Below are 24,074 nucleotides of genomic sequence, written 5' to 3'. Positions count from 1 at the left end.
AGGGGAATTCTACTTTATACCGGTCAAATATAAACAAAGCCATAAACATAATGTTTATAGCTTTGTTTTCATCTGTTTCACTAATAATTCTTTTACTTGATTATATGTTAACCCTGAGTTTTTATTTAATCGTTTCACTTCTTCAATGTCAGTGCCTACGACTGTATATTTCTTATCCTTCTTCATTCCGACACATCCTTCTCTAAAAATCCACTACGTATAACACATGATGTATTCTATTTTTCCTTTTCAATCATAAGTTCATACTTCTCTACATATAAAAAGAGAAGCTACGTTTACATAACTTCTCTTCTGAACTTTAAGAAGAACTACTTCGCCTACTCATTTTGTTCCTCCATCAATATCCTTACTTCATACTTTTATCCTATTCTTTCAGTTTATTTGTAATACTTGCCTTTCTAAATAAATCAGCGCGTAATCAAGCGCATCTATAGCTTTATCAATGTCTTTACGGCTTACATTTAACGAGGTTCCAAAACGAAGTGTATTCGGCATTACTCCACCGATTAATACTCCTTTTTCAATCGCTTTTTCTCTAATAATATTGGAAGGAAACGTACTTGGGTCTGCTTCATGAGTAAAGTTTCTATCTATTTCAACAAAAGGTGTCATCTGCTCATCTTTTACAAGTTCCACAAGCCATAAAACCCCATACCCAGCGATTTGTCCAATTGATTGATGTTTTTTCTTTAACTCCAATAATTTTTGTTTTATATACTGTCCAGCCGCTGCAGCTCTCTCTACCAAATTTTCTTCCATTATATATTCTAAATTTGCACATACCGCAGCCATAGCGATTGGATGCCCTGAATACGTTGAAACTGTCTCCCATCGATATTGATCCATAAATTCCGCAATTTCTTTACTTACAACGACAGCACCTGCTGGAATAGCTGAGCTAGAAATTCCTTTTGCCATTGATACGATATCAGGCTCGACATCATAATGCTGATATGCAAACCATTCCCCTGTTCTTCCAAACCCTGTCAGCACTTCGTCAGCAATCCATAAAATATTAAGTTCTTTCGTCATTTTACGAATTTGTGGAATATACTCATCTGGCGGCTGAACAGAGCCAGCTCCTTGTGTAACTTCTGTAATGATTGCTGCAACTTGTTCTGGCCCTTGATTTTCAATAATACGTCTCGTATATTTCACGCAAGCGAGTTCACCATTTTCATCCTGGCAAGTACCATATTTATGGCCAAGTGAACAGCGCATACAATTAGGAGAAGGTGCTACGGCAACAAGTCCACTGTCTTGAGCTGGTACATGATGCGGAAGTGAATCAGGAACTGATTCCGTCACCCCACTTTTACTCCCCTTTAACCTTGTCATTGATGAAGCCCCTTTTGTCCAGCCATGATAAGCATATTCTCTCGTTACAACAAGGGGACGCTTTTTGTATAATCTAGCAATCATAAGTGCTGTCTCTACCGCTTCACTTCCAGTAGAAACAAAACGAACTTTCCCTGGCCAACTTTCATTTCCTAATACATCTTCAATAATCATTTTCGCTGCCTTTGCCTTATAATCTGTCACGTAAGCATCTTGTAAAAAACCATATCGATCTAGAGCGTCCTTAATCGCATTATTAATTTTCTCATTCTTTTGACCAGCATTTACACAATATAATTGATTAAAACAATCTAACAACTTTGTGCCATCTGGCAAAATTAAATAATCGCCTTCTGTAGTCGCGATTGGAATCGGCTCATATTCTTCTTGGGTCGAAAAAGTTCTCATGATATATTTTTTATCCCACTCTAATACTTGTGGCCAATCTATTTTACTCATATCATTTCCCCCTCTTGTTATTCCCTGCATGCTATAGCTAAAATATGACTTCCACCAATCATTCAATTGATGCCCCTGATTTTCCTATAATCATTTATCCTTCATACCAGTTTAAAGCTCTCTCATTTAAATCAACCCACACATGTTTAGTCTGCGTGTACATCTCCATTGCCTGCACCCCTAGCTCTCGGCCGAACCCACTTTGTTTTGTGCCCCCAAACGGCGCTGCACTATCTAAAAAACTATACGTATTAACCCATACTGTTCCCGCTTTTATATTGCGCGCCATACGATGTGCTCGTTTTAAATCGTTTGTCCATACGCCAGAAGCAAGTCCATAAACCGTATCATTTGCTTTCATTAGCGCATCCTCTTCATCTTTAAAACGAATCACCGACACAAAAGGTCCGAAAATTTCTTCACGAGCAATCGTCATTTTGTTGCTAACATTTTCAAAAATAGTTGGTGTAAAATAATAACCATCTCCAGCTTCTAGATATCGTTTACCACCGGTTACTAAATTAGCTCCTTCATCAAGTCCAACTGCTACATATTGTTCAATTTGCTTCAACTGCTTTTCTGAAATTTGTGGCCCCATTTGTGTTGTCCTTTCAAGAGGATTTCCAATGCGAATAGACTTCGCTTTTTTCACAAAAAGATCCATAAATGTATCATAAATCGACTCCTGAACAAATAACCTCGAACCTGCTGCACAGACTTGCCCTTGTGCAAAGTAAATACCGAAGGCCGACATATTTACTGCATCTTCTAAATTGGCATCTTCAAAAACGATATTCGGTGATTTCCCTCCAAGCTCCAATGATAGCGGTTTCAATTTCTTGCTTGCTGTTTGCATAATGAGTTGACCTGTACGAGTAGAACCTGTGAAAGCAATTTTGTCAACTTCTGGATGAGCTACTAATGCATCTCCAGCTTCATCTCCAAACCCCGGAACAATATTTATTACACCGTCTGGAATACCGACTTCTTGAAAAATTTTTGCTAATTCTAAAATACTAACAGGTGTTTGTTCTGCTGGCTTAATAACAATCGTATTTCCTGCTGCTAAAGCTGGTGCTAATTTCCACATCGCAAGCATAAGCGGAAAATTCCACGGCACAATAGCCCCAACTACCCCAAGTGGCTCTTTCAATGTATAATTCAAACGATTTTTTGGTGAAGCCAATGTTTCACCTTGTACTTTATTTGCTAAGCCAGCGTAAAATTCTAATACATCAATCGTTGCTGGTATAGCAATGTATTTTGTCTCATTAATAGGTAAACCGTTATCCATCGATTCTATCTCAGCAAGAAAATCTAACTTATCTCTCATTTGCATCGCCGCTCTATATAAAAGCCTCCCTCGTTCACTCGGATCCATATTGGACCATGTTCCTGATTCAAAAGCATTGCGAGCAGCCTTTACAGCTAAGTCAATATCTTGCTTACCAGCTTCTGCTACAATGGCATGTATTGCTCCCGTACTAGGATTAATGGATTCAAATGTTTTTCCCGATACCGCATCTACCCACTTGCCATTTATAAATAATTGATATGTCTTTAACATACGATCCCCTCCCCCTCTAAACTTAAGAAAATAATAGCCAATTACCGTCCATATTGATTGTAAAAAACGGAACATTCTGATAATTTAACCAACTACTCTGCGTCACAACGTAACTTTCCAAAAAACTTTTCAGTATATTCCCTTGGAGTTAACGAGCCAAAACTTTTAAATTCATGAATGAAATGCGCTTGATCATAATAACCATTTTCATTGATGATATCCCAAATGGTAAAGTTCTTCATTTTAAGCAACATATTTAAAGCAGATTGATATCTTACAATTTGACTAAATCGTTTTGGAGAGATTCCAATAAATTCTTTAAATTGCTTCCGTATATATCTCGTTGAATATCCCACCTTACCCGCCAACTGACTTATGTTCATATTTCCTTTTGATTCATAAATTTTATTTAGCACTTGTCCTATTATGTTCATTGAACCGTCTGATGGAAAAACAACTTTACCAATTAACTCTTTAAACAATCCCACTCTTTCTTGAAACCCTTCTGCAAGTATTATTTTTTCTATAGTTGTATGTTGAATAGAAATCATATCAATTAAAGGTACTTCTTTATCGACTATTTCTTTTACCATATAGTTTGAACGAAGTACCTCTTGATATGGCAGGAACCTTACACCAAAGTATTCACTGCCAGCTTGCAGATGAATCATTCGACTACGAATGACACTTCCACATATATTTGCAAAACAATCCTGTTCATTACAACCGAATAATATATCTATACACCCATCAGGAACCACTGAAACAGCATGATGCAAATCTTTTTTTAGACGAAATTGATAAAATAATAATACTGTTTGATTCCATATATTTTTTTCTCGATGTTCTGTATAATAGTCTGCCATCCCTTCAAACTCAGGCTGAAATGGAAAATATTGATACGTTTTTATATGTTGAAAAATGCTCAACATACTCTCCTCCCCTGTAAAACTCTTTGTTTTTTTACAATTTAATGGTGCTGTCTTACACATATTTCCCTTTTCATGTTTCTTGTTGTCCATTTTACTATCCATAACTTTCTAGAAGCAATACAAAGTTACCAACGCCACTTTCATATGGAAGTAAATCAGACTTTCAAACGTACAATTCGTTTTCTTTCTTTATATCATTGAAAAGGAAATTTTGTGCTTTATTATTTCAAGAGAGACTGATATGGGAAACTGTTCATGTTCTTAAATACATATATATTTTTCGGATAGAGATTCTTTTCTAAACAACAGTTCTCATACATATAAAAAACCAACATGGCTAACCATGTTGATTTTTTTACTTTCATTACTTCTCAATTAAAATGTTGCAGCTACTTTCTTAACTTTTTCTAATCCTTCTTCAACAATTTGCTGTGAGCGATCTGGATATTGATTATGCCCTTCAATTACTACTGTCTCTGGATTTGTAATGCCCCAGAATCCAAGTACAGTTGTCACATAGTTCACAGCCATTTCCATAGAAGCCATTGGCTCAGAAGAGTAATCAGAACCACGAGCACCTAGTACAGCTACTTTCTTCTCACTAGCTAATCCTACTGGACCATTTTCTGTATATTTAAATGTTTTTCCAGCTTGAGAAAGGTATGAAATATACGTAACTAATGGTGCTGGTACTGTAAAGTTCCATAATGGGAAGGCAAATACAACTTTTTCCGCTTCTAAAAATTGATTTAAATATTTATCAACTGTCGCAACAGCTTTCTCTTCTTCTACTGTTAATTCTAGTCCTTGACTACGTTTATACCCACCTGCAATCGCATCATTTCCGTAATAGGGAAGATTTAATTCATATAAATCTAACTCTGTCACTTCTGTATTCGGATTTGCTACCTTATACGTGCTTACAAATGTTTCATACATTTTTGAACTAATTGCTTGATCTGCAGGACGGTCATTTGCTTTCACAAATAATACTTTTGACATTGTTTTTGTCTCCTCTACTTTTTTCATTTCTTCTTTCTTACCAAATAATGAACGAAATACCCCCATTTTCTTCACCTAAACTTCCTTTTTATATTCATTATTCATCAACTTAAAAAAACTTATTCTAAGAAAAGATTCTATCTTTTATTGTCAGAATCTTCTTATTGTATTCTGATTTACACTTTATCTAAGTTGAAGCAAAAATGTTTTATTACCTTACGTCAGTAAGTATACTCAAGTAACCTTTAATAAGATTTAAATTCTCAAATTAAAAATATTTTTTAAGCCTGTTATAATAATAAAGTGAACCTTGAAGCAGTACATTTTTTTCATCCTCCACTGATTGTTAGCCCTCACCTATCTTCCTTGCTTCTCTCTGAATTTTGAGGTAGAAGTCTTACCGATTCCTAATCGTGGAAATAAAAATAAAGCGGGGATAGATTTTCTATTCAACTTTCCAGTTTAATGAAACAAGTACCGTTTCAAGCCATTAAAGAAAAATTCCTTTTCATTTCATATAATGAATACAGATTTTCTCTTATAACAAAAGGACCTGCATTCATAAGAAGCAGATCCTTTTATGTTTCTTTTCCTCTATACAGTTTTTGGAACTAGATTAAAACATCTTTTGTATATCCATTCATAATCTTTTACTGTTAAGTCACGCGGGTTCCCAACCGTTTGAGGGTCTTTCATCGCTTCTTTGGCTAGGCGCTCAATCATATCAGCTGGTACACCTTGTTTTTCAAGTGTAGGTATTTCTAGATTTTCTACGAGATCATACATCCAATTTACTGCCGCTTTCGCTGCATCTTCAGTCGATAATTCATGCGTATTAATTCCTACCGCTTGCGCAATACGTGCAAACTTTTCAGGATTTCCTTTCCAGTTAAATTCCATAACTGGACCCATCATAGCTGCAACACATTGTCCATGGGCAACCGGAATAATTCCGCCTAATGTTTGACTCATCGCATGTGCAGCACCTGCGGATTCACTTCCATAAGATAGCCCTGCTAACATTGCTGCTTGTGCCATACCGTAACGAGCTTCCAAATCTTCACCGTCTGCAAATGCGCGGTAAATATATTTTGATGCATACTCAATCGCCATTAATGCAACCGCATCTGTAATAGGCTGCGCATATTTCATTGTATAACATTCAATCGCATGTGCTAAAGCATCAACACCTGTCATAGCTGTTACATGTGGTGGCATAGATATATGTAATTCAGGATCAATAATGGTCAGATGTGCAGCGATAAGTGGTCCCCCTGTATTAAATTTAAATTCTCGCTCTTCATCTGTAATTACAGCCCATTGCGTTACTTCGGAGCCTGTTCCAGCTGTAGTTGGAATAGTTGTCAATGGTGGAATTCGATTCTCAAGTGGTTTTTTCCCTTCCGCTGCCTCATATTCTAAGATAGATCCTTCATGTGTTGCTTCCACCCCAATCGCTTTTGCTGTATCCATTGAACTACCACCACCGACTGCAACGAGTCCATCGCAGCCTTCTTTTTTGTAAAGAGCAGATCCTTCAGCAACTAAACGTACTGGCGGATTCGGTTCAACCTTATGAAATATAACTACCTCTACATTTTCTTCCCTTAAATATTTCATAACAGGATCAACAACACCTGCGTTAAAAATTCCAGGATCTGTGACAAGCAATACTTTTGATACACCTAAATTTTTGACTTCTTTTCCTATATGGCGAATAGATCCAATTCCATGCTTAATCGCTGTAGGCACCTCAAATTGATGGAACTTATACATCTGTTCAACTTTCATATTTAAACTCATACATGACAACCCCCTGTTTTTTCTTCATTCCTTTATTTAAACCAGTTAATTGCTTCCGGTTTCGTATTTCGATAAATATGTTTGATTTCAGTATATTCTTCCAGCCCGTTGCTTCCTAATTCACGTCCAAAACCAGATTGTTTATACCCGCCCCAAGGTGCTTGAGCAAAATATGGATGGAAATCATTAATCCAAACCGTTCCCATTCGAAGACGTGAAGCAACAAACTCAGCTTTCTCAATATCTTTTGACCATACAGCTCCTGCTAGCCCATAAATCGTATCATTCGCAAGTTGTAGAACTTCTTCTGTTGTTTTAAAAGGCTCCACCGTTAAAACTGGTCCAAACACTTCCTCTTGAACAATTCGCATTTGTGAATGGCAGTTTGCAAAAATTGTCGGTTTATAAAAGAATCCATTTTGAAGTTCTGGATCTTCTGGACGTTCCCCGCCAAGAACTAATTGTGCTCCCTCTTGCTTTCCAATTTCTACATATCTTTCTACTTTCGCACGATGTTCCATTGAGATAAGAGGGCCACATTGCGTATCTTTATCAAATCCGTTTCCTAATTTTATATTTTTTGCACGGTTAACAACAGCTTGTAAAAATTCATCGTGAATACTTTCTTCAACTAGTAAGCGTGCTCCCGCTGAACACACTTGGCCAGCATGATAAAAAATTGCGTTGAGCGCTTGATCTACTGCTACTTCAAAATCTGCGTCCGCAAATACAATATTCGGGTTTTTCCCGCCGAGTTCAAGTGCAATTTTCTTTACATTACTGCTAGCCGCTTGCATAATTCTCTTCCCTGTTTCAATCCCTCCAGTAAAAGAAAAAAAATCGACATCTAGATTACTAGATAATTCTGAACCTACTGTCGATCCAGGACCTAATACTAAATTAGCTACTCCGTTTGGCACACCAGCCTCTTCCATTAATTCAAATACTTTTATAGTCGTTAGTGGCGTAATTTCACTCGGTTTCACAATAATTGTATTTCCTGCAGCTAGCGCAGGCGCAATTTTCCATGTTGCTTGAAGTAAAGGATAATTCCACGGTGTGATTTGAGCACAAACTCCAACAGGTTCACGAACAATTCGGCTTTGAGAATTAGGAATAGGAGAAGAGATAATCTCTCCGCCATACTTATCAGCGAGACCTGCAAAGTATTGAAATACATTGACGATGTCATCCATGTCCGCTTGGCTTTCAATTAATGTTTTTCCTGTATCTAAGGTTTCTAGCTTAGCCAATTCTTCTTTATCTCGGCGAATGAGCTCCGCAATCTTTTGAACAAGTTCTCCGCGTTCATTCGCAGGCGTACTGGCCCAATCACCTTGATCGAATGCTGCACGTGCCGCTTTAATCGCGAGCTTGGCATCCTCTTTGTCTCCCTCAGTTACAGTTGCAATGATTTCTTGATTAAAGGGATTGATGATGTTTCTCGTTTTTCCAGAAATGGACTCTACCCACTCTCCGTTTATATACATTGTTTTTAGAGACATGCAATCACTCCTTTGAAAATCACTAAGTTAAATTTGTTAAGTTTTTTCTTAACGTTTTTAACAAAATTAACGTAACATACGCAAAAAATGTTGTCAAAATAAAAATTAAATTTAGAATTTTATAACCCTTCGGCATATAAAGGATTATCAAGTATAAAAAATTTATTTATCGACGTATTTTTTTGACATTTTTCTGTAATACGTTAATATAAACATTGTTCAAAATAAACTTTATATTCTTAACGATTTGACTTTTCTCTACTAGGAGGTTTTTTATAAGATGGACGATAAAGGATATGAGGCTATTGAAAAGGCAAAAACATTCGTAATTGATTCAATTGCTGAAACAATGGATCTGTATGGAGTTACACGAAGTGCAGGAACATTATATGGAACCATGTACTTTGAAGATGATATGAATTTAGATGAAATGCGTGAACGACTAGGAATGAGTAAACCTAGTATGAGCACAAGTGTAAAAAAGCTACAAGACTTTGATATTGTCAAAATGACCTTTACTAAAGGGAGTAGAAAGCATACTTATGTAGCCGAAAAAGACTTTTTTAAATTTTTCACTCATTTCTTTTCTCATAAATGGGAAAGAGAGGTAAAGATAAATTTGAACGCATTAGGAAAGTCTCAAAAAATATTGAGAGAAGTGATGAATAATCAGGAAGAGTCAGAAGAAATCAAAGCCCATGCAAAGCAGATTTATGAGCAATTAGAAGAATCGCGTGCTTATTATAAATGGCTACAAAAATTAGTAGATTCTATAAAAGATGAGAGTATTTTCGAATTGATTCCTATAGAAGATAAATCGTGAAAAATGTTACTGAGGGTGATTTGAATCAAAATCGTTTGGAAAACTCATCCTCAGGTGCATTTTAAAATTTCGAACACTGACATGTATTACAGCATTTTCCGCCATCTTTGTCGTGTCCAAGCTTTCACAAAAAGTTTGTCCTCCTCAACCATTACTGATACCGAAAAGGTAATGCCCCTAATATAAGAAGGAATGCTGGTAAGAAAATAGCGATCGTTGCAATGAATCCCCCTTGCCATCCACTGATAATAGCACCAATATATGCTGCAAATGTAAATAACGGTCCAGGTACAGCTTGAGTAGCACCGTAACCCGCTAAAAACGAAGATTGATCCATCCATCCTGTCGGAACAAATTCACGCTCAAGTAAAGGTAAAACAATATGACCTCCACCGAACACTAAAGAACCTGAACGGTAGAAACTATCAAACATTGCAATCCAATTCAATGATGTAATTTCTCTTAGGATTGGCAGGAAAATAAGTAACCCAAAAAACAATGATAAACAAATGAATCCTTCCTTTCGAGAGATTGGAAAGTTTCGTTTTGATTCATCATTGTCCACTTGTTTTTTATAAATGTAATAGCCGATCAGACCGGATAAACAAATGACTGCTACTTGTGTAAAAACCGTTTGCCATAATAGCGTTCCCACTAAAGAGAATAATGCAATAGCTTTCCGGTGTAAATCCGGTATCAACTTTTGAACCATTCCTAAAATCGCATGTGCTACTACTACGACGGCTACAATTTTCAAACCATGAATCCAGCTAGCTTCTCTCATATTTAAATCTTGTAGTATATATGCAAATAGGACTAATGCTATCACAGAAGGAAGAGTAAACCCGATAAAAGAAAGAATTCCTCCCAATATACCTGCACGCATGACACCAATTCCAATCCCCACTTGACTACTCGCAGGTCCCGGTAGACATTGACATAAAGCAACTAAATCTGCATAACTTTTTTCATCCATCCACTTTCTTTTGCGAACATACTCTTCATGAAAATAACCTAGATGTGCGGTCGGTCCTCCGAAAGATGTAAGTCCAAGGCTAGTAGAAACAAGCAATATTTCTAATAAAGTTTTCAATTTATTTTGAGGCGTTATTTTCTTCATTACACGTCCTTTTTCAGTCGCTGTATCATATTTTCTAATGTTTCCGGCTACATTATGCTCTTCTTTCTTCAAAAGTCCATCGCATGAAGAATAGAGTATAACGTACCAAGGCTAAATGTCGAAATTCGTAATTAATGTAGCATTAATATATCGTTTTTTCAATTTAGCATTAAAAACTTTTACATAAATTTTACAAAGTAATACATTCAAATCATTAGAATGTTTTTCAGCATTTAACCGTAGAAAAAGGCATTATCACAAGCATGTCTCGGAAAGGAAACCGCTTCGATCATGCCGTCATCGAATCCTTCCACTCCACCATAAAGTCCGAAGAATGCTACAACCAAAAAAGGAATGTCTTACAAATTCTATCGTACTAGAAAAAGGAATGTCTTACAAATTCTATCGTACTAGAAAAAGGGAATCATTTCCTGCATGATTCTAATCACATATAACCGTTTAAAAAATGAAACTACCTGTCCCCGATTGAGTATAGGGAACAGGTAGCGTAGGTGTTTTACTCCTGTCTCACATCAGTGGTCCAGCTCATTCAAAGGGAATCAGGGGTTTATTTTCAAAAATGCATAGACGTATTATTTTTGTCATTTCATATTCGTAAAACACTTTTTTATTAGTTAACAACTATTAATTTTCAAACACAAAGTTTATTTTATTATCTTTCCATTCTAACTTTGCATCAAACGTTTTATCATTTTTCTTAAATCCTTTAATTAAGTCAGTTTGTTCACCTTTCAATAGTTTTGTCATATTTTTTTGTGAGATTGTTTTGCCTAATATTTTTTTTGAAATTGTAAAATCACATTTTGTTGTATTATAGTTCGAACAACCGTAAAAAGTAGACTTATCGATCACATCGCCATCACATTTTTTACATTTCCCTACTTTTTTCCCCGTTGTAAATTTTGATCCTTTTCGTTCAATCGATTCTACATCTAAGCCTGTGAAATCCCATTTCTCAGACATTTCAATTGCATCTTCAATAATTTTTGCAGATAGCTTCTTCGTTTGTTCCATGAAAGTCGCTGGTGATGCTTTTCCTTCTCCAATTTCTGCAAGACGTTGCTCCCACTTTGCTGTCATTTCTGGTGAAGCTAAAATTTTATCCCCAATCGCTGTAATAAGTACTTTCCCTTTATCCGTTGCATACACTTGGTTTTTCTTCACATCTATATATTTACGGTCTTTCAGCATTGTAATAATACCAGCCCGAGTCGCTTCCGTCCCTAACCCTTCTGTTTTCTTTAACACTTTTTCAAGCTCTTCATTATCTAAATATTTTCCTGCCGTTTTCATTAACGTAATCAATTGCCCTTCTGTATAACGCTTCGGCGGCTGCGTTTTTCCTTCTTTTACTTTCACTTTTACAACTTTTCCTTCTTCCCCTTCTGTAACAATTGGAAGGATCGTTTCATCGTCCTTATCATCTTGAAAGATGACTTTCCGCCATCCTTCTTGAATTTGTTGTTTCCCTTTTGAAATAAATTCAGCCCGTCCATCTACAAGGGTTGTTATTGTTGTATAGTCGAAAATAGCAACTTCATAATGAGCGGCAATCAGTCTTCTTACAATCATATCGTAAATTTTCTTTTCATCACCAGATAGCTTATTTGGATTCGTAACTTGTTCTGTCGGTATAATCGCATAGTGATCTGTCACTTTCTTTTCATTCACATAACGCTTATTATTCCTAATCGATTCAATTGGGGCTGGCAACACTCCTTTATATTCATCAAATTGACTTAACTTTTGCAAAATATCAGGAAACGTTGCTGCCTCACCTTGTGTTACATAGTTCGAGTCAGAACGAGGATAAGAAACAATCCCTTTTTGATACAACGCTTGTGTAATATCTAATGTTTTTTTCGGTGAAAATTTAAATGCTTTATTCGCCGTTGCTTGTAGCGATGACAAATTAAATAAAAGCGGCGGCTGAAATTCCTTGCGCTCCGTTTTCACTTCTTTTACTTCAGCTGGTTTTCCTTGGCAAAAAGCGGCAATTTTATTCGCCATATCAGGGTCTTTTAAGCGGGATTCACCATCTTTTTCCCATTTACCCTCATATTTCTTACCTTCAATATTAAAGGTTGCGAACACTTCCCAAAACGGTTCTGATTTAAAGTTTTCTATTTCTTTTTCACGTTTTACAATTAACGCTAATGTTGGCGTTTGAACACGTCCAGCAGAAAAAACATCATTCATTCCTTTTTTCTTTAGTAAAATGCTATAGACGCGCGATGCATTCATGCCAACGACCCAATCGGCGCAAGATCTTGTATATGCTTCATAGTACGTATTGATCGTATCTGATTCATCAAGTAAGTTTTTAAACCCTTGATAAATAGCCTGTTTTGTCAAAGATGAGATCCAAAGACGTTTCATCGGCTTTTGCACATTACAAAGGTTAATAATATTTCGCACAATCAGTTCCCCTTCACGTCCTGCATCACCTGCATGAATGATTTCGGTCACTTGCGGATTATGTAACAGCTGTTTCACCACATTAAATTGTTTATATTTCGACTTTGTTACTTCAAATTGAAAACGCTCTGGAATCATCGGTAACGTATCAAGCGACCATTTTTTCCACTCAGCGTGATAATGTTCTGGATTACATAACTGCGTTAAATGACCAATTGCCCATGTACAATAAGCTCCATTTGGAAATAACTCATTTGCTTCTACTTCTAAATACCCATCTTTCCGGCGGTATTTAAATTGTGAAACAAGAGCTAAACCTTGATCTGGTTTCTCGGCAATAATTAATTTCATTTTATAACTCCCTATCTAAATTCCAGTGTTACTTTTCATTTGATCTGTTAAAAGCGATGATACATAAATCTTTCTTTTTATCATTCGCAATGTATTTATGTATAAGACCTATATATTATACGCTTATTCTTTCCGCCTTCACAATAGAAACTCATGATTTGATATAACGGTCATATTGCCAAGTTTAGAGAATACGTATAGAAAAAACGAAATTCAAAATAAACTTTCTTTTATTTTTTCTATCTTATAGTTCTTTTCCTTTAATAAATGCAATTAAATATTCACGAATGCAACAATTCATGTTTTAATGTATATAATATAAAAATATTTCTGTTCATTGGGGTGGTTCTATGAAAGCAAATGTTGGAGATATGATACAATTTGAGCGTGGAAATGTTACCATTACAGGCTCAGTCGTGAAACTATACAGTGAATCTGTATTAGTTGAAATCACAAATATAAGCGGTGGCACTTTTGAATTCGATAGAACAGTAGTCAATCACAAAAATTATAAGATACTGAATGGAAATTTGTAATTCGGAAAATCTAATTCTGCTAAATGAATAGCATTTAGCACGTAAAAAGAGCCGATATTTATATGAAAATTTTCGGCTCTCTTTTATCTTATCAAAATGAAATTAAACTAAATCGCCGTTTAAAAATGCACCAGGTAATAGCTGCTCAACTGTTACTTCCTTTTCATCACCTTTGACATTTGTTAATAATACTGGCATTTTGGGATCACAAAATTCCGCAATCACTTGTCTACAAGCTCCGCATGGTGAAATAGGCCCATCCGTTTTACCTGTAACTACTAAATAGCTAAAATGACGTTCCCCTTCTGATACCGCTTTAAAGATCGCCGTTCTTTCAGCACAGTTACATAATCCATATGATGCATTTTCTATATTACAACCCGTATAGATTTTACCTTCTTTTGTAACGAGTGCCGCACCAACAGGAAATTTAGAATATGGAATGTAAGCTTTTTCTAGCATCTTTGTTGCTGCTTCAATATACTTTTTTTTATCCATGTTATTTCCTCCCTAAACTCGATATATTCTAAAGATGAAATTTCACTTTCCTTCTATATATTACTTGCTAATCAAGCGATACTTAGAACATATTTTATAACAAACCTCCCCCTCCTTCGTATCCGCTTACACTTTTTTAAATGGGAAAGCAATAGATACTCTATATGTGTATCTATTGCTCCTTATCTATTTTTTACTTAATAATTGTCTGTAGCGCCTTTTTCGTCATTTAATACAATCGCAACACTTGCACTAGCTCCGATTCTTGAAGCACCAGCTTCAATCATTTTTTCTGCATCTTCACGTGTACGAACGCCACCAGATGCTTTTACCCCAACATTTGGTCCTACTGTCTTACGCATTAATGCGATATCTTCAGCAGTCGCTCCACCAGTTGAGAAGCCTGTTGAAGTTTTTACAAAATCTGCACCAGCTTTCACTGATAATTCACAAGCACGTACTTTTTCCTCATCTGTTAATAGGCATGTTTCGATAATAACTTTAACAAGTGCTTTTCCTTTTGCTGCTTGTACAACTTCACGAATATCCTTTTCAACGAATTCATCATCACCATCTTTTAAAGCACCTACGTTGATTACCATATCTACTTCCGTTGCACCTTTAGCAATTACATCTTTTGTTTCAAATACTTTTGTTTCAGTCGTATTTGCACCTAATGGAAATCCAATCACAGTACAAACATCCACATCATGTCCTGCTAATTCTTCAGCAGCTAATTTTACCCATGTAGGATTAATACAAACGGAAGCAAAATTATATTTCTTTGCCTCTTCAATGACTTTCATTACATCTTCTTTTTTAGAATTCGGTTTCAAAACTGTATGATCAATTAACTTTGCAATGTTCATATCTTTCACTCCTTATCTCTTTTAACAACTCCATTTTAACCTTCATTTGAACACATGTAAATACGCTTTTGAAATTATGTTCATTTATCGTTTTTAAAAATCAAGAACTATCATGACGAAATCTCTAGTTTTTGAAAAGAACAATCCACCAAGGAGCCTTCTTTTCCATACTTCATAAAGTATTATCCTCTTATTTTCTTATATTAAAATGAACTGTATATGGAAAAGCCTTTCCCAAAATAATAGGTTTGAGAAAGCCCTTATTTTAATCTTTTTGATAATGTAATAATTCTTTTGCTGTATGCTGATCTATAATTAAGATATTCGCATATTTCCCTCTTAATGCACCGTCGATTGCCTTTACTTTTCGCGAACCTCCTGCAACAAGAATCGAACGTTTCTTTAATTTTAATTCTTCTAGTTCAATTCCAATTGTACGCCGATTAATGTCCTCACTACTAATATTCCCATCGTTATCAAAAAAGCGTGAACAAATATCACCGACTGCTTGCTTTTTCAAGAGATCCATTTCGTCCTGATCCAAATACCCTAACCGGAATAACAGTGCTTCATCACGCACAGTTCCAACAGTAAAAATAGCAATATTCGCTTGTTTCCCCATTTCAATAATATGATGAATATGTCTATCTTGCTCTACTAGTTCCTTCGTTATCGCATTATCAAATATAACAGGAAGCGGTAAATTTCTTGGCGTTGTTTGAAAAGCATCTGCAAATAAAGCAATCGTCTCATTTGCATATGTATTTACACTCGAATGACTAATGCCCCCCTTTAATTGAACTACTTCTACTCCCTTTACAGGCTGCGGTGCCATTTTTCGAGCGATTTCATACATCGTCGTTCCCCAGCTTACCCCAACGATATCTCCATTTTTTACCGTTTTCTCCATATATTCAGCAGCATATTTGCTAATATAATCTGTTATTGTTGCATATTCTGGTACAGGAGAAAATACGACATGTGTTTCTAACAAATTATATTTTTCTTTCAGTAAATTTCCGACATTGTCTAAATTAGCAAATGGATCTGTTATTGTAATTTGAACAAAGCCTTTTTCCTTTGCATACTTTAGCAGTCTTGAAACGGTTGGCCTTGAAATATTCAGCTTATTGGCAATCTCTTGTTGACTATAATCAGATTGATAATATAATCTTGCAACTTCAACACTTAATTGTTGTTTTTCTTTATCCATAGTAACTCATTACATATCCTTTCCTGTATTTCCCTTTCATTACAAGCATTATACAGGTTTATTCTCGAAATTTCGACTATTCGACCTTTCCTCCCCTCTATCAAAACGAAGACAAAAAAAGCAGTAGATTCTATCTACTACTTTTTTATGCTTTCGTGCAGTTTTTCTGTATATGTTTTTACATCCCTCCAACTATCTTTTGCTACATTCAAATCTTCTTTAATAAAATGAAACTCTTCAGGGCTAATTCCTTTTACATTTTGCAATAAGTTATTATATTTTGCCCCTACTATATACCATTGATTTGAAATATTTTGTAACGCTGTAATTGCGGCATCAATTGTTTCTGTCATATTTATTGTCTTATTTTTCACGTCTGTTAAAATGGCAATCTCCGCTTGTACTCCAGAAATTTTTGCCTTTACATTCGCGATTTCTCGCTCAGCATTTGCAATATCTTTTTTAGCCACAGCAATCATCGGTCCACCTGCAAGACAGGTAAGTAAAGTCACACAAAGTACACCTCCAGCTATGACCATGTCATTGCTCTTTTTTATAGAATCATTATATGTCTGAATTTGTTGCTCTAGCGCTGGAATCCCTGCATTTGTACTTGCCAAAATCGCAGTTAATTGATCCGCATCATTTTTAAAACGAGTTGTATCTTTCACCATTCTCTCCCGGAACGCTTTTAACTCCTCTAATAAAGCATCTACTTCCTTTTGATTGCGTAAAATGTTCGTATACAATGTTTCTAAATTCGCTTTTAATGTGTCACGATCTTTCTGATCAACTGCCAATAGCATGCTGTTGTATTGCGCTTGAAAAATAGTATGAAAATCGATAATCTTTTGATCCACTTTCATAATTTGTGGTTTCATTTGATGGATCCAATTTGTTGCATTCATTTTTGCATCTCTTTGATGTTGGATTATATCTCGTCTTACATCACCGTGAATGGAGTTTATCTTATGTAAATCTGTTTCTTGTTGATCAAGAATTAATTTTGCATATGAATCCATTGCAAAAATGCTTGATGTTGTTTGCACCATTGCCTCTTGAAAGCCTGCTGGACCAAGAGAATCATTTCCTGCACCTTTTTGTTCTTCGGCAACAGAATGCAGAGGAAATGCATGATTTATTGTGACTCCAATAATCATGATAGATAATAGACATTTTTGATAGAAATGCTTGTACATATTTTTCCCCTATTCTTTATTGCACATATTATAAATTGTTACATAAAAATATATAAATTAAAAGAGCATTATACTTTTTCCCTATCTACTACTTGAATATCCTCAGCATAAATTTTCTCCGCATAATCTTTAATATTTTTCCAGCTATCTTTTGCGATGCTAAGATCTTCTTTCATAAACACAAGCTCTTCAGGACTAATAGAATCTACATTTTGAAGTAATGAATGATATTTTGCTCCCATTGTATGCCACTGATTTGAAATATTTTGTAACGCTGTAATCGCAGTGTCAATTGTATTTGTTAAATATTCTGTTTGCATTTTAATATTTGTTAACCCTGCTACTTCTAATTGTGCAGTAGTAATTTTACCTGTTATTTTTTGAATTTCTGCCTGTGCATTGTCAAGTTCTTTTTTTGCTAAAACAATTCCCGTTGTACCTCCACCTACTGCTGCTGTACCGCCTGCGATTAGTGCCACTCCTAACGGCGTTCCCGCTCCAGTGGCGATGACAACTGTACCACCTATAATCGCAATTGGGCCTAAAGCTGTGGCTACAGAGGAACCAATAATAAGTGCATTATACTTACTCATCGCCTCATTGTATGTTGTGATTTGACTTTGCAATAGTGGAATTCCTGCGTCTTGACTAGCTAAAATAGATGTAATTTGATTTGCATCCGTTTTGAAGTTTTGTGTATCTGCTGTCATTTTATTCCGGAATCGTTTCAAATCTTCTACTAACTTGTCAACTTGTTCTTTATTTTCTGTAATACTATTAGACAACCTTGTTAATCCCTTTGTCAGAGTTGCTTTATCTTTCGTATCTACAGCTTTCACTAAAGTATCATAATAATTTTGGAATTTCGTATTATAATTAATGATATTTTGATTTGTAGAAATAAGCTGCGGCTTCAATACATCTAACCATTGTTTTGCATTACTTCGCGCTGTATTTTGGTGCTGCACAATTTTTGCCCTTAAAGGAGCATCAACCGTTGTTACATTTCCAAAACTAACATTTCCTTGTTTTATTATTGTTAAAGCATATAAATCCATTACTAAAGCATTCGAACCAGTGCGTTCCATTGCATCTTTTAATCCCTCTGGACCTAGTGAATACTCTTCATATTCATGATATGCTTTCGCCACCGCATGAACTGAAACTGATTTCATATTTTCTGCTGCAAAAGTATGCGCTGGCATCATATTTCCTGCTGCAAACCCCATCATAAGTGCTGATAAAGTCATTACTTTAGAAGGTTTTTTATTCATTTTCTTTCTCTCCCTAATCATGCAATATGTATGCTTTTTTCACGAATGTACTTCGACGTTCGTAATGTAATCTTCAAATTGACTCGTTTGTTTTTTTATCTCATCGCTAGATTTCTTTAGCTGATTGAAATGCTTTTGAAGCAGACTACCGTTTGTATATGTTCCAGAGTCAATATTTGTTTTGATTTGGATCATATTCTGATTCAATACTTTCCAATCATTTAATACATATTCTAAAGTTGTAATTTGTCGATCAACGAGCTCCGTAAAGCTGCTTACTTGATCTTCAACAAAAGTAATTTCTGTTACCTCTGCTTCCGTTTTTGCTAATTTTTGAATTAGCGGTAGTAACTCTTTTTGCTTTTGTTGAATCCGTAAGGCTATTTCTCTTGTTTGACTATCCGCAGCATTTACAATTTCATCGCTTAAAGAATCAATTGAAACAAAGTCTATCGTTTTTGTTTGCGCTGTTTGATTTGTTATTGTAAATACTTTTTTTCCTATATGAATAGATCCTTTGACGATTTCTTGTGGCCGATTTAAAATATCACTAAGGTCTGTTTGAATTTCTTCTTGTATTCTTTTTATCTCTGCTCTTATCTTAACAATATCTCCATTTGCCCCTTGCAATGATTGAATAGCCTCATCGGCCTTTTGTGATAAGCTTTGGCTATCTTTCGTTAACAGTGCTTTAAACCTGTTTAACTCAAACAATGTTTGTTCCATATTATCCTGAATCATTTGTACCTGCCCTTGAAGTTTTCCATAGGCATTTGTAAAATCGACCGCTGCTTGTTCATCCTCATTTATTTTTTCCGCTAATCCATATAATTTGTTGTAATAGCTATTAAACCTTATGCTGTACCTCATCATTTCCTGATTTAAATCAATTAACTTTGGATTATATTCATCAATCCATTCTCGAACATTTGCCTTTGCAAACTTTTGATGATTCGTCAAACTACTCATCGCGCTCACCTTAATATCCGGTTGCTGCAAAATAATCAATCCATATGCTTGTATAAGCGGGGACTGCGCTCCTAACATTCTAATTGAATTTGAAAATGTATTTGGAGTCATTACATTTTGTGCATACATTGGCTGTAATCCAGATTGCTCCCCTTCGTAGTAAGCGTTTACATCGGTAAACCAACTTGTAGATGCTGCTGTAGCCAATAACCCCGCAATTAAAGTCTTTTTCACTTTAATTCCTCCTAATGTATAAATTAACAATTTATTTTTTATACAGATTCAGTTGTTACCCTTCATAAATAGGGACAATTAACATTCAGCCCTTGCACTCTCTTCCTATTTACGAAATTGAAAATACAACACAAACTTGAATTTACTAAAAAGCATAGAAAAATGGGCCCATTTACGCATTGCATAAATTACATGAAAATATTATTCATTTTTAGCAAAATCGTAGAAAACAATCTTTTGTTTTTCATTCAAGTTCTGTACTGTAAAATTATTTAAACACAGCGCCTTATTAACGTAAAGAACTATTTTATTTCCCTTTATCTCCAATGATTTATCTCCTTATTTTAAAATAAAGTAATCAAGATTTTTCAATTTAAAATATCTATGCATAATAGTAAAAAAGCTTGTTTCTCCACAAGAGATAGTGTTATATTGAAATAATTATTTCGCGAATATGTAATTGTGCATAGTCTCTTCTGTTTATAAAATTAAAAAAGGCTGCCTATAAGTCGGTTTCACCGACTTATAGGCAGCTACTAAAAAAGATTATCCTAGTTTCACTTGATTTTCTGCTTCAATTTTTTCTAATGCAGCAGCGACTTGTTCTTCTGTTAATTCGTGTTCTTTTACATAGCGATTTCGTGGATGAACGCGGCATTCATGAGAACATGCACGTAAATATTTCGCTTCGTTTTCTTCTGAACATAAAATTTGCTTATTACATTCTGGATTTGCACAATTTACATAACGCTCACATGGCTCGTTTGTAAAATGATCTCTGCCCACAATAACATGTTCTTTTTGGTTTACCGGAACAGCGATACGCTCATCAAATACGTAACATTGTCCGTCCCATAGTTCACCTTGAACCTCAGGGTCTTTACCATATGTGACAATTCCACCATGAAGCTGACTTACATCTTCAAATCCTTCTCGCACTAACCAACCGGAAAATTTTTCACAACGAATTCCGCCTGTACAATACGTTAAAATCTTTTTCCCTTCAAGTACTTCCTTATTTTCCTTAATCCAATTTGGTAATTCACGGAATGATTTAATCTCCGGTTTAATCGCACCTCTAAAATGCCCTAAATCATATTCATAGTCATTCCGTGCATCAATTACAATCGTCTCTTCTTGTTGCATCGCTTCATAAAACTCTTTTGGTTCTAAATATTTTCCAGTTAGCTCTTTTGGATTAATATCATCTTCTAAGCGAAGCGTAACAAGTTCTGAGCGAGGACGTACATGCATTTTTTTGAAAGCATGCCCATCTGCTTCATCTACTTTAAAAACGATTCCAGCAAAACGCGGATCGTTCTTCATTGCTTCCATATATTTTTCCGTTTGCTCGGTAGTACCTGAAGCCGTTCCATTAATCCCCTCTTTTGCGACAAGAATTCTTCCTTTTAATTCAAGCGAATTACAAAATTGTAAGTGCTCCGCAGCAAATTCTTCAGGATTTTCAATTGTTGTATACATATAATACAGTAACACTCTATATGGTTTTTTTATTGCCAATGCATTTCTACCACCTATCTAAATTTTAAAATTACGTGTATAAGTTAACGATTATATCAAAACATATAATAATAAGAGAATGCATGCCAAGTTATATATACATCATTTTCTTCTAATTATAATTTTCCATAAGTTAACAAAAAAGCAAGATTACATACAAAACACTATGGTTATGTTGTAATCCTAATATATTATATAACATACAATTTAGTTTCCAGCAATTTATATGCTATAAGGCTTATTTACAAAGAGAAAAGTCTTTTTTCCATTCCAAATTATAGGTTATTTTCTTTACGATCCAAAATATCTAGCGTTTCATTCTATATGCATCGTCTTTTTTATTTTTGTTACATAGTGATTTCTTTCTTCATTCTCACACGCACTTTTTTGTGTATAGTCATATAATTTGCATTAAGGAAACATTCGTGTTCAAATAAAGGTATTACGAAAATATTTAAATGTATTGAAATGCTTAATAAGAATCCATACAATAGTTTCATTACGTTAAGAATTAAAGGGGGAAACCACTATGACTAATAATATAACAAAAGAGAAAAACATCCCTCCGCAAAGTACAACTAGTCAATCTGCTCATCTTGCTTTAAGTGGTGAAATAAAGGGACTAAAAAGACTGCTTCCTTTTCTTGGGCCTGCCTTTATCGCTTCTGTTGCTTATATTGATCCTGGAAACTTTGCGACAAATATTGCAGCGGGTTCACAATATGGTTATTTATTACTTTGGGTCATTCTCGCTTCTAATTTAATGGCGGTTTTAATCCAGACTCTCTCAGCAAAACTCGGAATTGCAACTGGTAAAAACCTTCCTGAAGTAGCACGCGAACATTTTCCAAAACCAGTTTCAATCGGTTTATGGATACAAGGTGAGCTCGTTATTATGGCCACTGATTTAGCCGAATTTATCGGAGCTGCTTTAGGTTTATATTTACTATTTGGCATTCCCATGTTACCAGCCGCTTTCATTACTGCAGCTGGATCATTTATTATACTCGAATTTCAGCGCCGCGGCTTTAGACCATTAGAGGCTATCATTACAGGGATGGTCTTTATCGTTGTTGTTGCATTTGGTGTACAAGTATTCTATGCAAAACCAGAGCTAAGCCCTCTTCTATCAGGACTATTTATCCCAAAATTCCAAGGTGTAGATAGCATTTTACTTGCAGCTGGCATTTTAGGAGCAACAGTAATGCCACATGCCATCTACTTACATTCTGCTTTAACACAGCGCCGCGTTGTAGGAACAACAGATGAACAGCGCAAACAAATTTTCCGCTTTGAGTTCATCGATATTATGATTGCTATGGTGATTGCCGGAGCAATTAATGCAAGTATGCTCATCGTAGCTGCGGCTCTTTTCTTTAAAAACGGATTGCACGTTGAAGATTTAGATGTCGCTTTTAGAGAATTCGGTAACTTAGCGGGACCGATATCCGCCAGCCTTTTTGGAGTTGGATTATTATCTGCAGGCTTATCTAGTTCTTCTGTCGGAACAATGTCTGGTGACATTATTATGCAAGGGTTTATTCGAATGCACATCCCTTTATATTTACGACGCTTTATTACAATGGTTCCACCACTTGTTATTATCGCCTTAGGGGTAAATCCAACATATGCTCTCGTTATGAGTCAAGTTGTATTATCATTTGGAATCGCTTTTGCACTTGTCCCACTTATTATATTTACAAGCAGTAAAAAAATTATGGGATTACTTTCCAACCATCCCATAACGACTGTAATGGCTTGGATTATTGCCGCACTCGTTATCGCCTTAAATATTTTCTTACTGTATCAAACATTTACAGGTCAATAGAAAAAAGATCTCATCAAATATAGATGAGATCTTTTTTCCTTCTCTCTTTTCACCAAAATTAGAGAGGTAACGGGATTACACTGTCCCCTACTGGAACATCTTTTCCCTGCTCTATTCGAACGCCACCTTTTGGCGCTGCAGGACCTTGAATCCCTCGAAAATATAAAGGAAGTCCTTCCGTTAGAAATATACTTGTTTTCGATGGATCTTGCCGCTGATGATGTATGTGTAAATGGGGCTCACTAGAATTTCCAGAATTCCCAACATTCGCAACGACTGTGCCTTCTTTTATATGCTGACCTTTCTTCACTCGTACGGATCCTTTCTTCAAATGGGCTAGTACTAAATATGTTCCTGTTTCATCTAAACGTATATATATGTGATTCCCAACCATAGAATTAGAATCATCCGCTCCGGGCTTTAAGTCAAATTCATCATTTTGAACAGATACAACTGTACCAGAGGCTAGTACATCTGCTCCATAAGTTTTTAAACCTCTTTACATTCGAGAAAATAAGAGCAGTAAAGCACTTTTCACTCAAGCACTCTACTCTTTCTTGTAGCAAGTCTCTA

General features: G+C 35.5%; 18 protein-coding genes and 2 pseudogenes. 3 read left to right on the top strand and 17 right to left on the bottom strand.

What is annotated here, in order from left to right; genetic code table 11:
• Positions 1 to 54 precede the first annotated feature (54 nt).
• The 7 genes from MR059_RS21765 to betB form a co-directional block, all read right to left on the bottom strand.
• Complete coding sequence (locus MR059_RS21765; RefSeq protein ID WP_012093972.1) at positions 55 to 186, bottom strand: hypothetical protein; 132 nt, start codon at positions 184 to 186, stop codon at positions 55 to 57.
• Between the two features lie 207 nt (positions 187 to 393).
• Positions 394 to 1,818, bottom strand: coding sequence for a class-III pyridoxal-phosphate-dependent aminotransferase (locus MR059_RS02275; protein WP_048722781.1), 1,425 nt, complete (start codon positions 1,816 to 1,818; stop codon positions 394 to 396).
• A gap of 94 nt (positions 1,819 to 1,912) precedes the next feature.
• Positions 1,913 to 3,385 carry an aldehyde dehydrogenase family protein gene (locus MR059_RS02270; RefSeq protein WP_048722779.1) on the bottom strand — a complete coding sequence of 491 codons (1,473 nt, stop codon included), beginning with the start codon at positions 3,383 to 3,385 and terminating at the stop codon, positions 1,913 to 1,915.
• Between the two features lie 92 nt (positions 3,386 to 3,477).
• A complete protein-coding gene (locus tag MR059_RS02265; protein ID WP_157671205.1) occupies positions 3,478 to 4,314 on the bottom strand; it encodes a helix-turn-helix domain-containing protein in 837 nt (278 codons plus the stop codon).
• Positions 4,315 to 4,692: 378 nt separating this feature from the next.
• A complete protein-coding gene (locus MR059_RS02260) occupies positions 4,693 to 5,385 on the bottom strand; it encodes an FMN-dependent NADH-azoreductase (protein ID WP_242161501.1) in 693 nt (230 codons plus the stop codon).
• A gap of 528 nt (positions 5,386 to 5,913) precedes the next feature.
• Positions 5,914 to 7,122 (bottom strand): iron-containing alcohol dehydrogenase, encoded by a 1,209-nt coding sequence (locus MR059_RS02255; RefSeq protein WP_012093967.1) that lies wholly within the window; start codon positions 7,120 to 7,122, stop codon positions 5,914 to 5,916.
• 32 nt (positions 7,123 to 7,154) lie between these two features.
• On the bottom strand, positions 7,155 to 8,627 hold the full coding sequence (gene betB / locus MR059_RS02250; RefSeq protein WP_242161477.1) for a betaine-aldehyde dehydrogenase: 1,473 nt from the start codon (positions 8,625 to 8,627) through the stop codon (positions 7,155 to 7,157).
• Positions 8,628 to 8,907: 280 nt separating this feature from the next.
• On the opposite strand from betB, the gene cudC reads away from it, so the two are divergent.
• Positions 8,908 to 9,450 (top strand): choline uptake/conversion transcriptional regulator CudC, encoded by a 543-nt coding sequence (gene cudC, locus MR059_RS02245; protein WP_012093965.1) that lies wholly within the window; start codon positions 8,908 to 8,910, stop codon positions 9,448 to 9,450.
• Positions 9,451 to 9,613: 163 nt separating this feature from the next.
• On the opposite strand, the pseudogene chrA reads toward cudC, so the two are convergent.
• Positions 9,614 to 10,570 (bottom strand): annotated as a pseudogene (gene chrA / locus MR059_RS02240) (chromate efflux transporter); the annotation flags it as partial.
• Positions 10,571 to 11,215: 645 nt separating this feature from the next.
• Positions 11,216 to 13,360: a DNA topoisomerase III gene (topB, locus tag MR059_RS02235; protein ID WP_012093963.1), complete on the bottom strand. Its 2,145-nt coding sequence runs from the start codon at positions 13,358 to 13,360 to the stop codon at positions 11,216 to 11,218.
• A gap of 350 nt (positions 13,361 to 13,710) precedes the next feature.
• Here topB and MR059_RS02230 point away from each other — a divergent pair, with 350 nt between their 5' ends.
• Positions 13,711 to 13,896, top strand: a complete 186-nt coding sequence (locus MR059_RS02230) for a YkvS family protein (protein ID WP_012093962.1) — start codon at positions 13,711 to 13,713, stop codon at positions 13,894 to 13,896.
• Between the two features lie 102 nt (positions 13,897 to 13,998).
• On the opposite strand, the gene MR059_RS02225 is transcribed toward MR059_RS02230, so the two are convergent.
• The 7 genes from MR059_RS02225 to trhO form a co-directional block, all read right to left on the bottom strand.
• A complete protein-coding gene (locus MR059_RS02225) occupies positions 13,999 to 14,394 on the bottom strand; it encodes a cytidine deaminase (protein WP_012093961.1) in 396 nt (131 codons plus the stop codon).
• Between the two features lie 197 nt (positions 14,395 to 14,591).
• Positions 14,592 to 15,263: a deoxyribose-phosphate aldolase gene (deoC, locus tag MR059_RS02220; protein ID WP_012093960.1), complete on the bottom strand. Its 672-nt coding sequence runs from the start codon at positions 15,261 to 15,263 to the stop codon at positions 14,592 to 14,594.
• A gap of 265 nt (positions 15,264 to 15,528) precedes the next feature.
• Entirely contained in the window at positions 15,529 to 16,476 is a 948-nt protein-coding gene (locus MR059_RS02215) for a sugar-binding transcriptional regulator (protein ID WP_012093959.1), read from the bottom strand.
• 137 nt (positions 16,477 to 16,613) lie between these two features.
• On the bottom strand, positions 16,614 to 17,675 hold the full coding sequence (gene nheC, locus MR059_RS02210; protein ID WP_242161475.1) for a non-hemolytic enterotoxin subunit C: 1,062 nt from the start codon (positions 17,673 to 17,675) through the stop codon (positions 16,614 to 16,616).
• Positions 17,676 to 17,743: 68 nt separating this feature from the next.
• The gene (gene nheB, locus MR059_RS02205) at positions 17,744 to 18,949 is read right to left on the bottom strand and encodes a non-hemolytic enterotoxin subunit B (protein ID WP_242161473.1); all 1,206 of its coding nucleotides are present in this window, start codon (positions 18,947 to 18,949) and stop codon (positions 17,744 to 17,746) included.
• A gap of 39 nt (positions 18,950 to 18,988) precedes the next feature.
• Entirely contained in the window at positions 18,989 to 20,152 is a 1,164-nt protein-coding gene (gene nheA / locus MR059_RS02200) for a non-hemolytic enterotoxin subunit A (RefSeq protein ID WP_012093956.1), read from the bottom strand.
• Between the two features lie 546 nt (positions 20,153 to 20,698).
• The gene (gene trhO / locus MR059_RS02195) at positions 20,699 to 21,673 is read right to left on the bottom strand and encodes an oxygen-dependent tRNA uridine(34) hydroxylase TrhO (protein WP_012093955.1); all 975 of its coding nucleotides are present in this window, start codon (positions 21,671 to 21,673) and stop codon (positions 20,699 to 20,701) included.
• 529 nt (positions 21,674 to 22,202) lie between these two features.
• Here trhO and MR059_RS02190 point away from each other — a divergent pair.
• Complete coding sequence (locus tag MR059_RS02190; protein ID WP_242161471.1) at positions 22,203 to 23,501, top strand: Nramp family divalent metal transporter; 1,299 nt, start codon at positions 22,203 to 22,205, stop codon at positions 23,499 to 23,501.
• Between the two features lie 58 nt (positions 23,502 to 23,559).
• Here the strand turns inward: MR059_RS02190 and MR059_RS02185 are convergent.
• A pseudogene (locus tag MR059_RS02185) lies at positions 23,560 to 23,985 on the bottom strand (M23 family metallopeptidase); the annotation flags it as partial.
• Positions 23,986 to 24,074: the final 89 nt, after the last annotated feature.

This window comes from Bacillus cereus group sp. BfR-BA-01522, assembly GCF_022662635.1.
GTDB lineage: Bacteria > Bacillota > Bacilli > Bacillales > Bacillaceae_G > Bacillus_A > Bacillus_A cytotoxicus.
The sequence above is the reverse complement of the archived record's forward strand: the minus strand, read 5'-3'. Positions and strand labels throughout refer to the sequence as shown.

Excerpts from the sequence above, each read along its gene's own strand:
- betB (WP_242161477.1), bottom strand. The coding sequence starts at position 8,627 with ATGTCTCTAAAAACAATGTATATAAACGGAGAGTGGGTAGAGTCCATT.
- MR059_RS02255 (WP_012093967.1), bottom strand. The coding sequence starts at position 7,122 with ATGAGTTTAAATATGAAAGTTGAACAGATGTATAAGTTCCATCAATTT.
- MR059_RS02260 (WP_242161501.1), bottom strand. The coding sequence starts at position 5,385 with ATGGGGGTATTTCGTTCATTATTTGGTAAGAAAGAAGAAATGAAAAAA.
- nheB (WP_242161473.1), bottom strand. The coding sequence starts at position 18,949 with ATGAATAAAAAACCTTCTAAAGTAATGACTTTATCAGCACTTATGATG.
- cudC (WP_012093965.1), top strand. The coding sequence starts at position 8,908 with ATGGACGATAAAGGATATGAGGCTATTGAAAAGGCAAAAACATTCGTA.
- MR059_RS02190 (WP_242161471.1), top strand. The coding sequence starts at position 22,203 with ATGACTAATAATATAACAAAAGAGAAAAACATCCCTCCGCAAAGTACA.
- deoC (WP_012093960.1), bottom strand. The coding sequence starts at position 15,263 with ATGAACATTGCAAAGTTAATTGATCATACAGTTTTGAAACCGAATTCT.
- MR059_RS02275 (WP_048722781.1), bottom strand. The coding sequence starts at position 1,818 with ATGAGTAAAATAGATTGGCCACAAGTATTAGAGTGGGATAAAAAATAT.
- nheC (WP_242161475.1), bottom strand. The coding sequence starts at position 17,675 with ATGTACAAGCATTTCTATCAAAAATGTCTATTATCTATCATGATTATT.
- MR059_RS02230 (WP_012093962.1), top strand. The coding sequence starts at position 13,711 with ATGAAAGCAAATGTTGGAGATATGATACAATTTGAGCGTGGAAATGTT.
- MR059_RS02270 (WP_048722779.1), bottom strand. The coding sequence starts at position 3,385 with ATGTTAAAGACATATCAATTATTTATAAATGGCAAGTGGGTAGATGCG.
- MR059_RS02225 (WP_012093961.1), bottom strand. The coding sequence starts at position 14,394 with ATGGATAAAAAAAAGTATATTGAAGCAGCAACAAAGATGCTAGAAAAA.
- topB (WP_012093963.1), bottom strand. The coding sequence starts at position 13,360 with ATGAAATTAATTATTGCCGAGAAACCAGATCAAGGTTTAGCTCTTGTT.
- MR059_RS21765 (WP_012093972.1), bottom strand. The coding sequence starts at position 186 with ATGAAGAAGGATAAGAAATATACAGTCGTAGGCACTGACATTGAAGAA.
- MR059_RS02215 (WP_012093959.1), bottom strand. The coding sequence starts at position 16,476 with ATGGATAAAGAAAAACAACAATTAAGTGTTGAAGTTGCAAGATTATAT.